The organism is Amycolatopsis sp. NBC_01307, from assembly GCF_035975215.1.
In the GTDB taxonomy this organism is placed as follows: domain Bacteria; phylum Actinomycetota; class Actinomycetes; order Mycobacteriales; family Pseudonocardiaceae; genus Amycolatopsis.
In genome coordinates this window covers 1,265,040-1,276,792 of record NZ_CP108403.1, presented here as the reverse complement: position 1 = coordinate 1,276,792, position 11,753 = coordinate 1,265,040, and the positions used below count along the sequence as shown (strand labels likewise).

The 11,753-nt window shown below is 74.4% G+C and carries 8 protein-coding genes; 4 read left to right on the top strand and 4 right to left on the bottom strand.

Translation table 11 applies throughout. The features are described 5' to 3' along the window. Window positions 1-2 precede the first annotated feature (2 nt). Genes OG439_RS05305 through OG439_RS05290 form a run of 4 tightly spaced genes read right to left on the bottom strand, consistent with a single transcriptional unit; the run spans window position 3 to window position 5,984 of the window. Window positions 3-530, bottom strand: coding sequence for a hypothetical protein (locus OG439_RS05305; protein ID WP_326948211.1), 528 nt, complete (start codon window positions 528-530; stop codon window positions 3-5). A gap of 54 nt (window positions 531-584) precedes the next feature. Then, the gene (locus OG439_RS05300; protein WP_326948210.1) at window positions 585-3,659 is read right to left on the bottom strand and encodes a hypothetical protein; all 3,075 of its coding nucleotides are present in this window, start codon (window positions 3,657-3,659) and stop codon (window positions 585-587) included. Between the two features lies 1 nt (window position 3,660). Then, window positions 3,661-4,677 carry a hypothetical protein gene (locus OG439_RS05295; protein ID WP_326948209.1) on the bottom strand — a complete coding sequence of 339 codons (1,017 nt, stop codon included), beginning with the start codon at window positions 4,675-4,677 and terminating at the stop codon, window positions 3,661-3,663. Continuing rightward, window positions 4,674-5,984, bottom strand: a complete 1,311-nt coding sequence (locus tag OG439_RS05290) for a hypothetical protein (RefSeq protein WP_326948208.1) — start codon at window positions 5,982-5,984, stop codon at window positions 4,674-4,676. The genes OG439_RS05295 and OG439_RS05290 overlap by 4 nt, the downstream gene beginning before the upstream one ends. A gap of 58 nt (window positions 5,985-6,042) precedes the next feature. On the opposite strand from OG439_RS05290, the gene OG439_RS05285 reads away from it, so the two are divergent. From OG439_RS05285 to OG439_RS05270, 4 genes are all read left to right on the top strand, one after another. Next, a complete protein-coding gene (locus OG439_RS05285; protein ID WP_326948207.1) occupies window positions 6,043-7,296 on the top strand; it encodes a low temperature requirement protein A in 1,254 nt (417 codons plus the stop codon). A 634-nt stretch (window positions 7,297-7,930) separates the two neighbouring features. Next, window positions 7,931-9,514 carry an AMP-binding protein gene (locus OG439_RS05280; RefSeq protein WP_326948206.1) on the top strand — a complete coding sequence of 528 codons (1,584 nt, stop codon included), beginning with the start codon at window positions 7,931-7,933 and terminating at the stop codon, window positions 9,512-9,514. 459 nt (window positions 9,515-9,973) lie between these two features. Then, window positions 9,974-11,071: a J domain-containing protein gene (locus tag OG439_RS05275; RefSeq protein ID WP_326948205.1), complete on the top strand. Its 1,098-nt coding sequence runs from the start codon at window positions 9,974-9,976 to the stop codon at window positions 11,069-11,071. After that, a complete protein-coding gene (locus tag OG439_RS05270) occupies window positions 11,068-11,673 on the top strand; it encodes a LysE family transporter (RefSeq protein ID WP_326948204.1) in 606 nt (201 codons plus the stop codon). The genes OG439_RS05275 and OG439_RS05270 overlap by 4 nt, the downstream gene beginning before the upstream one ends. Window positions 11,674-11,753: the final 80 nt, after the last annotated feature.

Genomic DNA, 11,753 nt, shown 5'->3' with positions numbered 1-11,753 from the left:
CCCTAGACGATCGGGCCGAACACGGCGACCTTCGCCGGGTCGGCCGGGTCGACGCGGGCCTCGTGACGGGTGCCGGGCGCGTACTGCTGGATCGTCGCCTGCGGTGCGATCAGCTGCGCGACCGTCCGGTACGGGACGCCGCCGGTGCGGGTGACCTCCAGTGTGGCGGTGTACTGGGCCTGCCCGGCGATCGTCCGGCCGGTCGGCTCCAGCGCGCGGACGACCAGGGTGGCCGGCTCGCACGTGTCGTAGAGCCGGCGCAGCTCGGTGCCGTAGGCCTGCAGCTCCTGCTGCTGGCGCAGCTGCTCCTCCATCGGCAGCGCCAGGAACGCGGCCATGTCCGGGTCGGCGTTCAGGCTCCGGAACGCCTGCGCGGCCGCCTGCGGCGTCGGCAGCTGCGGGGTGATGTCGTAGCCCTGGGCGGCGGCCGCCCGCCGGAACTGCTCGGCGTGCTGCTGGAACTCCTGCGCGCCGCGGACCGCGCCTTGCTGCGTGGCCTCGTTGACCTTGTCGCGGATCTTCTTGAACATCGGGTCCCTGCCTTTCGCTGTGCGGTGTGTGCACAGCTTCGGCGGGCCGCGCTGCTACCGAACCCAGGTTTGCCCGTCGGCGGCGGCGTCGAGGCAGGTCAGGGCCGCCCAGAAGACCGGCGAACGGGCCGGCTCGGGCCGTTCGCGCCACCGCGCGAGCCGGTTCCGCTGCCACTCGCACAGCTCGGTGACGGGGTCGTCGCCGGCGAGCGCTGTGTCGACGGCGACGACCAGCTCGGCCATCGGGTCCGCGCCGGGCACGGCGGCCGACGTCGGCAGCGCCCAGACGGTCGCGGCGACCAGCCCGGCCCCGGCCGCGACGGCGGCGAGCAGCACGCCGAACGGTTCGGCCAGGCCGAAGTCGCTCGCGCTGCCGCAGCCGATCAGCGCCACCCGCGCCGGCATGGCGTCCACTCGCGACAATGCGAGATCGGCGGCGGTGAACGGCCGGTGCGCCCCGATCGGCGCGGCCGTGCCGGGCAGCTCGGCCGCACAGGACAGGTGCAGGGCGGTCTGCGCGCCGTGGTCGTCGCGCACCCGGCTGACGTGCCCGACGAACACCAGCCGCGAGCACGGCCCGGCCAGCAGCTCGGCGAGCAGCCGCCGGTCGGTGTCGGTCCGCCGGACGAGATCGAGGCCGTTCGCGGCGGCCGGGTGAACCGGACCGGCTTCGAGCTGCGCGTCCAGGTGCCGGATCAGCGGCGAGCTGTCACTTTGCTTGCCGAGCACGGACCCCAGCTCACCGAAAGCGCTCTGGCCCGGAATCCGCGGATCGAGCAGGTAGACGGGCGGCCCGTCGGCGGCCGGCGGCTTGCGCGGGATCCCGGCGGGCGCGAGCAAGGCGACGTCGGCGACGTCGAGGACGCGGTCGTCGCCGTCGAAACAGGAGTCGACCTCGTCGATCGTGCCGCGGGTCGGCCGCCGGTCGGGCAGGGCGAGCAGCCCCCACGGGACGTCGGCGAGGCGGGGCGAGGGCTGGACCCGCAGCAGCGGCCGTCGCCCGGACGCCCGCCGGAGCCGTTCGACGAGGTCGGCGGGCAGCAGGTTGAGGGCGAGCACCCGAGCCAGCCGCTGTTCCCCGGCGGCGCTGCCGAGAGCGTCGTCGGCCAGCGACCTTCGCACGGCGTCGGCGACGCTCTCCCCTTCGTGCGGCGTCGGCGAGGCGGCCGCGATGAAGCCGCGGACGGTCTCGACGAGTCCGGCGTCGATGGGGTGGGTGTGGACGGTGTCGAGGTCCTCGGTGGTCCGCCAGCTGAGGAAGGTGTGCCCGGCGTCGGCGAAGCGCAGGACGAAGGTCTCGCGTCCCGGCTCGGCGGCGGGCCAGGTGGCGACGGTCTCGGTGGCCTGGCGGCGCAGGTGGTACCGCTCGGCGGCGAGGTCGAGCCAGCGGTCCAGTTCCATGGGCTGACGAGGCGACCAGCGCAGGTCGGGCGGCGGGGCGAGCCGGAGGGGCAGGCCGGAGGTGACGGCGCCGAGCGCGGCCAGAGGCAGCCGGTCGTCGGTGACCGCCTCGGGTCGCGACCGCCTGCGAGCCTGGGCCGGTGAGCCAGGTAGCGCGGAAACACCAGCCGTCGCCGGATCCAGCGTCGGCAAGGTGCCGGTCAGGTCGAGCGAACGGTTCTCCGTGTACGCCCCGACCGCGCACGTGCGCTCGATCAGCTCCGCTGTCAGCCGCGTTTCGCCCAGCTGGGCCAGCACCGTCATCAGCAGCTCCGTCGCCGGGCCCGCGACGCCGCTCGCCCACGCCGTGCGTGCTTCGGGCGCGGCGAACTCGAAGCGGTACTCCTGTGCCGCCAAGGCCACCGGCAGCAGCAGCTCCAAGGCCACCCGCGGGTCGTCGCCGCTCGCGTGGTCGATCGTCGCCGTCACGAAGTCCGCGCGCAGGCACTCCAGCCACTCCCCCGACGCCCGCGCCGACTGCTGGGCGCGGGCCGCGTGCTCCTTCGCCGCCGGCCAATCGCCCTCGGCGGCCGCGCAGCGGGCCAGCGCGAGGTCCAGCCGGCGCGCGCCCGGGGTGTCGCCGTTGGCCGTCCACAGCTTTCCCGCGTGCTCGAACTGGTCCCTGGCCTGCGCGACATCGCCCGCGAGCAGCAGGAGCGTGCCCAGCGCGTGGCTCGCCTCGGCCACGTCGCCGGTCAGGCCGGCCGCCGCCAGCTCGTCCCGGGCCGCGACGATCGCCGCGATCGCGCCCGGGAAATCCCCGTCGAGGGCCCGGGTTTCCGCCAGCTGGACGTCGAACTTCGCCGCCGTCGGGCCGCCGTGCCGGGCGCTCAGGCGCAGCAGGTCCGCCGACGCGTCCGCCTCCTCGCCGCCCGCCTGCCGGACGCGGGCGCGTTCGGCGCGCGCCATCGCCTGCAGCGACACGACCTGCTCGCGCACCTCGTCGACGTCCGCGATGCGCGCCAGCGCCGCCAGGATCCCCTCGATCGCGGCCCGCGCGCCGGCCGGGTCGCCCGCCGCCACCTGCACGCGCACGTCGAGGATGCGCAGCTCCAGCTCGTCGGCGCCGTGCGGGTCGAGCTGCTCGCGCGGGAACTGCCCCGGCTCGGCCGCCTTCCGGAACGCCGCCCGGCGGCGCTGGTCCGCGAGCAGCTCGCGCGCCCGCGGCAGGTCACCCTCCTCCGTGGACAGTGAGATGAGCACGCGTTCGGCGATCTCGCGTGAACCTTCGATCATCCGCAGCTCGACGTACTGTCCGAAGTGGACGATGGCCTTGGTGATCACGCCGAAGACGGTCAAGACGGCTTCGGCGCACTGCCGCGCGTTGCGCAGATCGCCGGCGGAGTAGCAGACCGTGGCCAGGTCGCTGACCGCGGCGAGGTCGAGGTCGGTCCGGTCGAGCCGGTGCGCGAGCTGCCGCATCCGGGCGTACTGCCGCTGCGCACCCGCGACGTCCCGCGCCGCGGCGAGCCGCTTCGCCACGCCTTGGACGTTGACGGCTTCGACGAGCAGTGCGTGGTACTCGGCCTCGGTCAGCGAGCACGCGGGAACCTCGCCGTAGCGCGCCGGATCCAGGCCGAAATGTGTTGCGACACAACGACAGTTGTAGCCGTGCGAACTCGACCCGGCCAGTTCGGGCGGCAGCGGCCGGTCCGGCGGGGTGAGCGGCGGCGGGAAGCCGGCGAGCACGTCAGAACTCCTCGGCGGCGTCCCCGGCCGCCGCGCGTTCGGCCAGCGTCCACACCCGCGGCGGTCGCGCCCGCACGAGCGAAACCACGGCCGCCCGGTCCGCCGGTGTGGTGCCCGTGACGCCCTCCGCCGCCACGCCCACGACGAGTCCGATGTGGACGTCCGGGGTCGCCGCGAGCCGGGTCGCGGCCGCGTCGAGGGCCACGCTCCCGGCGAACTGCCCGGCGCCGAGGGCCAGGGGGACTTCCGCGAATGGCGCGCCGTCGTGGGTCGCGACCGCGGTGAGGACGGCGTCGGCGAACGCGCCGGCGACCTCGACCTCGAGCCGCCCGGCGGCGACGATCCGCCAGGTCACGGTGTCTTCGGCGGCGTCGAGAACGCCCGGGGGCACGCGCGCCCAGTCGACGCTCGCGCGGCCCTCGGCCAGCACGCCGGCGCCGGGCGAGCCCGGGCCGGTGCCCGCGGCCAGTGCGTAGGCGCGTTGGCCGCCGGCGATTTCCGGCTCGGCCGCGGCCTCGGCGCGCTCGACGTCGTCCTGCGCGTCGAACCAGGCCGACAGCCGGGTGCAGAGGTCGCGGACTTCGCCGGCCGGCCCGGTCAGGGCGCCGCCCGCGACCGCCGCGTCGAAGAGTTCCGCCGGGGTGGCTTCGAAGCCGTCGAGCAGCCCTTCGGCGACGTCCTCGACCGCCGCCGTCGCGACGGCGGCTTCGAGGTCCAGCAGGGCCGGGTCCAGCGACGGAACGCCGAGCCGCGGGCCGGCGGGCCACCAGCGGCGCGCCCAGAGCAGCAGCGCGAGGGTGGCGAGCTCCGGCCGGGCCGGGACGTCGGCGTGCCCCTGCTCCAGTGCGGTTCGGGCGGCCTCGGGCCCGACCAGCCGGGTCAGCCACGGTTCCGCGGCACTCGCGTCGGTGAGTTCGATCCGCATCGACGTGGCCGCACCGGCGAGGAGATCGGCGAGGGCGAAGCGGACGAGACCGCCGTCCGCGGCGACGACGGGCGTGTGCACCGGGTGCGTCACGACGCGGCCTCCAGCTCCGGCAAGCGGGCGACGAGCGCGCGGCGCACCTTCGTCCGCAGGTCGAGGGAGGTCGAGCGGACGACGCCGGTGACGAGGTCGCGGACGTCCGCCGCGTCGGCCGGGGTCTCGCCGCGGACGTCGAAGCCGTGCAGCCGGATCCAGAGACGGCCGAGGAACTGCTTGGCGAACTCGCGCAGCTCGCGGACGAGTCCGGGGTCAGGCCGCGGGGTGAGCGGGGTGCCGCCGGCCAGCGCGCGGCGGGCGTGCAGGACGTAACCCTCACGCGCGACCTGGGCGTTGAGCCGCCGCGCGAACTCGGGTACGGCCGTGGCCGCGGCGCCGTCGAGCGGCCGGAGCGCGGGTGCGACAACCACGCCGAGCGCAAAGCAGCCGGCGAGGGCGGGCCTTTCGAGCCCGAAGCCGGCGGCGACCCGGCTCAGTTCGTCGTCGACGAGGTCGGCGACGGGCGCCCGGTCGTCTGCGGGGGTTCGCCGGAGGGTGGCGCGCACCCGCCGTTCGACGCTGCGTTCGAGGAGTTCGGCGCCGGTTTCGTCCCGGCGGCTCAGCGGCGGCACGGCGGTGTGGTCCCCGCGCTGCAGCCCGAGATCGGGGGCGGTCGTGCCGGAGATCTCCTGGACGGCCTTGGCGACGGCGGCCGAACCGCCGGATCGGCGAAGGGCCAGGCCGAGCGCGTGCCCGGCGCCGGATTCGGCGAGCGCGCGCCAGGCGGAGTCGGCGAGGGTTTCGACGAACTCCGCGAGCTGCGTGATGTCCTCAGCGGAGAGCAGGTCATCGGCCGGGGTGGCCGCGTGCCAGCGGCGGTGCAGCTCTTCCGTCAGGTCGGCCGCCACTCGCGGGTCGGCCAGGTAGGCCGCCAGCTCGTCGGCTCCGGTCGCGCGCTCGCCGTGCAGGTCGCGCAGTGCTGCCGCCGCCGTCTCGGCCGCGTCCGGGCCTGGGGTGCCGAAGCCCGTTGCCAGCTCGTAGGCCAGCGGGAAGCACACGTCCTGGACGTTGCCCGCCGTGATCCGCAGTGCTCGGCGCTGCTTCTTCAGGTGGGTGAACCACTCCGCCGTCGCGTGCAGGCGGGGTGCGTCGGCGAGCAGCAGCTGCGTCACCTCCGCGGCCGACGCCTCGTCCAGGAGGGGGCGGCCCAGGCGGGGACGGGCCGCGGTGCGGACGACCAGGGGGTCGATGATCTTCTTGACCGTGCGGGTCAGCGGGCCGCCGTCGGGCGCGGACAGGACGGCCACGCCGGGGATCCGCTGCCAGGCCTGCGCCAGCACCACCGAACGCAGTTGCGGCTTCACGATCACCCTCCCCCTCTCCGATCGCACCCTATCCGAGCCGCAGTGCACAATCTCGGCTGTGACCGAAGATCAGGACAGCGCCGGGCACGGCAGACGCGTCGGGTGGGTCGAGCTGTACTTCGACCTGATCTTCGTGTTCGCCGTCAGCCAGGTGACGCACGCGATCGTCGCCGAGCCGAAGTGGGTGCACGTCGGCGCCTCGCTGGGCCTGTTCGCCACGCTCTGGTGGACGTGGATCGGCTTCGCACTGCTCTACAACCGCGTCGGCGACGACACCCGCGTCGTCGACCGGCTGTTCGTGCTGGCCGGCACGGTGCCGTGCGCGATCGCGGCCACCCAGGCGCACCACGTCTTCGAGGGGCACCCGGCGGGGTTCGCGGCGGCGCTGGCCGGGGTCCGCCTGATCCTGGCGGCGGCCCACCGGTGGTCCGGCCGGAGCAAGGCCGAGGTCCGCCGGATCGCCTGGGGCTACACGGCGTCGGCGGTGCTGTTCACGATCTCGGCGTTCACCCCGCGGCCGTGGGTGTTCGTGCTGTGGGCGTTCGCGCTGATCCAGGAGGCGGGCTTCCTGCTGCTGGACGGCGGGAGCGACCGGCGGCGCGGCGGCCACGACGCTCCCCGGCCGTCGCGGGCCGCGAAGATGCGCTCGCTGCTCGCGCCGTCGAGCAACCCGGGGCGGGCGGTCGATTCGGGGCACCTGTCCGAGCGTTTCGGGCTCTTCATGATCCTGCTGCTCGGCGAGCTGGTGATCACGGTCGGCGGCGCGGCGCTCGACCGCCCGGCCGACGACCTCGGCTACTGGCTCGCCCTGGTCGGCGGCCTGGTCCTCGCCGGCGCGCTGTGGTGGGTGTACTTCACGTCGGCGGCGGAGATCTACGAGCGCATGCTCGACCTCTCCGGCGGCAACCCCGCGCTGGCGTACTTCCTGTACGCGGGCGGGCACCTGATCCCGGCGTTCTCCCTGCTGCTCATCGCGGCCGGGGTGGACCTTTCACTGCACGAGTCCCCACCGGTCTCGGCCGCGTGGTTCATCACGGCCGGCCTGACGGCCTACCTCACCGGGACGCGTGTGTTCTCGATGCAGCCGCGGAAGTGGTACGTGAACCTGCTCCAGATCGCGGCGCTGGCCGCCACGGTGAACCTCGCACTGCTGCGCCACGTGCTGTCGGCGCCAGCGGTGGTGGCGGTGATCGCGGTGTGGGCGGTCATCAGCGCCGCCATCTCGGCGAGGGTTCGGCACGGAGTGCTGGAGGATTTGTCGAACGACCCGGCGGCCTTCTTCCACGCCTCGGAACACGACTCGGGAATCTGACCTCAGGCGGCGCTCGCCGGGCGGTGCTGCCCGGTCGGCCGCCGGACGCGGTCGAAGCGGCGACCTCACGCTGTTCGGTCCGGCATCGCGCTCGCGCTCACCCTGGCCGCGGCCGCGACACAAGCACGAACCCCGGTCACAGCAGCCGGACAACGGCCACGGCCACGGCGCAAGCACGAACCCGGCGCGCGAGCGCGACCGGGGCGCCTGTGCGGACGACAGTCCCGCCGTGGGGACCGGGGCGAGTGGCCGGCTGCAGCGGTACGAGCGATAGCCCCGGCGTGCGCGACCGCGGCGCCCGTGCAAGCGACAGCCCGGGTGCGCGACCGCAGCGCCCGCGCGAGGGGTGGCCGCGGCGTGCGTGGCCCGCTGCGGCGGTGCGGCCTGGCGGGCGCCGCGACCATCGCCCCCGGAGCCATCGCGCACTGTGGGGCCCGCCTGTCGCGCTTCGGAGCGCCCTCGGCAGCCGGTCATCGACTCTCGCGAGGCGTTGTCACTGTGCGCTGTCCCAGGTGAACGCAGTGGCATCGCCTTCTTGTCGTCGCCGTCAGGGGTGCGGCATTGCGTCTTCTCGACGGTCGCAACGGGTGCTACTTTTCTCCTGGTGCAGGTCGTTCCGACCCGAGGAGCCGTGATGCCGCTTTCTCCCAGCGCTCACACCGACTCGTTCTGCCGCGATCGGCTGCCGCCCGAAGCGCAGTGGCCTCGGCTGGTGTTCGACCTGCCGGAGCTGCGGTATCCCGATCGGCTCAACGCCGCCACCGTGCTGCTCGACCACACCCTCGCGCGCCTCGGGCCGGATCGGCCGTGCCTGCGGTCGCCGGACGAGACGTGGACCTACGGGGACGTGCTCGCGCGCGCCAACCGGATCGCGCACGTGCTCACCGCCGACCTCGGCGTCGTGCCCGGCAACCGTGTGCTGCTGCGCGGGACCAACACCCCGTGGCTCGCGGCGTGCTGGCTGGGCGTGCTCAAAGCCGGGGCGGTCGCCGTCACGACCGTGCCGATGCTGCGCCGCGGCGAGCTCGACAAGATCGTCGAGCGCGCGGCGCCCAGCGTCGCCCTCTGCGACGAGCGCCTGCTCGACGAGCTGCCGCCCGGGCTGCCGGTGGTCTCCTACGGCACCGAACTCGCCGGACGCTGCGCGCGGCACCCAGCGACCTTCGACGACGTGCCGACGGCCGCCGACGACGTCGCGTTGCTCGCCTTCACCTCCGGCACCACCGGGTCGCCGAAGGCGACCATGCACTTCCACCGCGACCTGCTCGCCATCGCCGACACGTTCTCCCGGCACGTCCTGCGGCCCGCCGCGGACGACCTGTTCTGCGGCACCCCTCCCCTCGCGTTCACCTTCGGCCTCGGTGGCCTTCTCGTGTTCCCGTTGCACGCCGGCGCATCGGTGTTCCTGCTCGAACGCGCCACCCCGAAGGAACTGGCCGCGACCGTCGCCGAGCAGGCGGTGACCGTGCTCTTCACCGCGCCGACGGCCTACCGCGCGATCCTCGGCGCCGGCGACGGCCCGCTGCTGGCCGGCGTCCGCCGCGCCGTGTCCGCCGGCGAAGCCCTCCCGGCCGCCGTGGCCGAGCAGTACCACGACGTCGTCGGGCGGCCGCTCATCGACGGCATCGGCAGCACGGAGATGCTGCACGTGTTCATCTCCGCCGCCGACGACGCGGCCCGCCCCGGCTCGACCGGCACCGTCGTGCCCGGGTTCCGCGCCACCGTGCTCGACGAAACCGGCCACCCGGTGCCCGACGGCACGCCGGGCCTGCTCGCCGTGCAGGGGCCCACCGGCTGCCGCTACCTCGGCGACCCCCGGCAGGCCGACTACGTCCGCGACGGCTGGAACCTCACCGGCGACACCTACGTCCGCGACGCCGAGGGCTACTACCGGTTCGTGGCCCGCAGCGACGACATGATCGTGTCCTCCGGCTACAACATCGCCGCCCCCGAGGTGGAAGAGGTGCTGCTGACCCACCCGGACGTCGCCGAGTGCGCTGTGGTCGGCACTCCCGACCCGGAGCGCGGGTCGGTCGTGACGGCCTTCGTCGTGCTCCGGCCGGGCGCCGAGCCGGGGCCGGACCTCGCGCACGCGCTGCAGGAGCACGCCAAAGCCGTTGCGGCGCCGTACAAGTACCCGCGCCGGGTGCGGTTCGTGGACGCGCTGCCGCGCAACGCCAGCGGCAAGCTGCAGCGTTTCCTGCTGCGCGAGCGGTGACGCAAGCGCTGACGCGGGTGGTGAACGGGGTGACGGGCCCGCTGCCGAGGTGGGGTGGCGGTGGGCCCGTCACGTTCGTGGGGTGCCGGGGACATGTCTCCAACGTACCCGAGAATCGAACACCTGTTCGCGTCCATTCAGGTGGATTCCGGCTACGCAAAGTCAACGCACCCCGGTAAAACCGCGCCGTTACACCACTTTCGAGCGACAAACAGTCCTCAGTGGACACTAATGGAGCACCGGAAACGTGACACGCACCCCGGACGGGGACCACGTCACGCACCCGGCAACCTCCGCCGGGCACCCCGGTGACCGCACCGGCGGCGCGCGGTAAAACTCCGGACACCGCCCTGACCTGGCCTCCGGGACCATCACCCTGCCGTGCCGCGGAGGCGGTGACCGGCCCCGCGACCCGACCCCATAAAGTCTTCGCGCAGCCATCCGGAGGTGAACGCCAGCGTGCCCGAGGTCGACTACTACGAGGTGCTCGGCGTCCGCCGCGACGCCACGGCGTCCGACGTCAAGACGGCCTACCGCAGGCTCGCCAAGACCATGCACCCGGACGCCGGCGGCACGGTCGGCACGTTCCGGCTGCTCCGCGAGGCCTACGACGTCCTGAGCGACCCCGTCAGCCGCGACCGCTACGACGCGGGCGGCGCCACCGTCGTGCCGGTGGTCCCGGTGCGGCCGCGGCCCCGGCGGCGCTTCGGCGACGAGCCCGGCTTCGTCCCCGATCTGCCCGATCTCGACGCCGAAGACCTGACCTGGTGGCACTTCGCGGGCGAAGACACCCGGATGCGGCACGGCCGCCGCCGCGGCCCCGGGCACACGCCGGTCGTCGTCGCCGTGGGCGGCATGGTTTTGGTGCTGCTGCCGCTGGTCAGCGGGGTCGAGTTCTCGCCGCCGGTGCTGATCGTCTGGCTCATCCTCACCGCCGGCACCGCGCTGCTGGTGCAGCGGCTGGCCCGCGGCTACCTCCGCGCGTCCCGCGCCCGGGACGCCTTCGCCGAGGAGTTCGGCGGCCGCACCGTCTTCGGCGCCCCCGGCACCGAGCGCGACGAACTGGCCGAACGGCTCACCGCCGAGCTGCTGGAGACCTACCTGACCCGGCTGCCCGGCGCCCGGATCTTCCACGGGCTCGCCTGGCCGGGCTCGGTGTTCGCCGACGTCGACCACGCCGTGCTGTGCGGGAAGCGCCTGGTGCTCATCGAGTCGAAGATCTGGCTGCCCGGGCACTACGAAACCGCCGAGGACGGCCGGCTGCTGCGCAACGGGCGGCCGTTCCGCGGCGGCGGCAGCCGGCTCACCGAGAGCCTCGCCGCCTACCGCGACCTGCTGCCCGGCGTCGCGCTGCGCGGCGCGATGATCGTGTACCCGAGCCGCAGCGGCGACCTGACCACGGCCGACCCGGACGACGTCGCCGCCCCGCCGATGACGCCGGAGACGTTCCTGCACGAGATCGGCGACTGGCTCGCCGCCGAACCGTCCACTGTGGACCACGACGCGCTGCGAGCCGTGCGCGACCAGGTCGTCGGCGGGGGCGGCCGGGCGGCGTGAGCCCCGCCGCCACCCTCGGCACGGTGCTGCTGGCCTACCTCCCCGCGGCCGTCTCTCCCGGCCCCAACTTCGTCCTCATCGCGCACACCGCGGCGGCCGGGACCCGGCGCACCGCCGTGTCGGTCGCGCTCGGCGTCGTCGCCGCGGGCGGGCTGCTCGCCGCGGTCGCCGTCTTCGGGCTGGGCGCCGTGCTGGCACGCACGCCGTGGCTGGCCACGGCCCTGCGCGTCGTCTGCGGCGCTTACCTGGCGTGGCTGGGGATCCGGCTGTGGCTGCGCGCCCGCGCGCCCGAATCCGCCCCACCGGCGGCTCGTGGCGGCGCGTTCCGCCAAGGCGTCGTCAGCAACCTGACCAACCCGAAGGCCGCGGCGTTCTTCGGCAGCGTCCTGACGGCGACGCTCCCGCCGAGCGAACCGGCGGGGATCAAGGTCGCGGCGGTCGCGCTGATCGTCACCGCGTCGGCCGTCTGGCACCTGTCAGTGGCGCTGTTGTTCTCGGCCCCGGCCACCCAACGCTGGTACGAACACGCGAAACCGGCCCTGAACCGCGTCGTGGGCACGATCCTCGTCGTCCTCGGCGTCGCCCTGGCCGTAACGCCGTGAAGGCCTCCTTACCGGCCATAAGAGCCGGTAAGGAGGCTCGGAGTCATGGAGTCGTTGCAACACCGCCCAGCGAAGGGTGG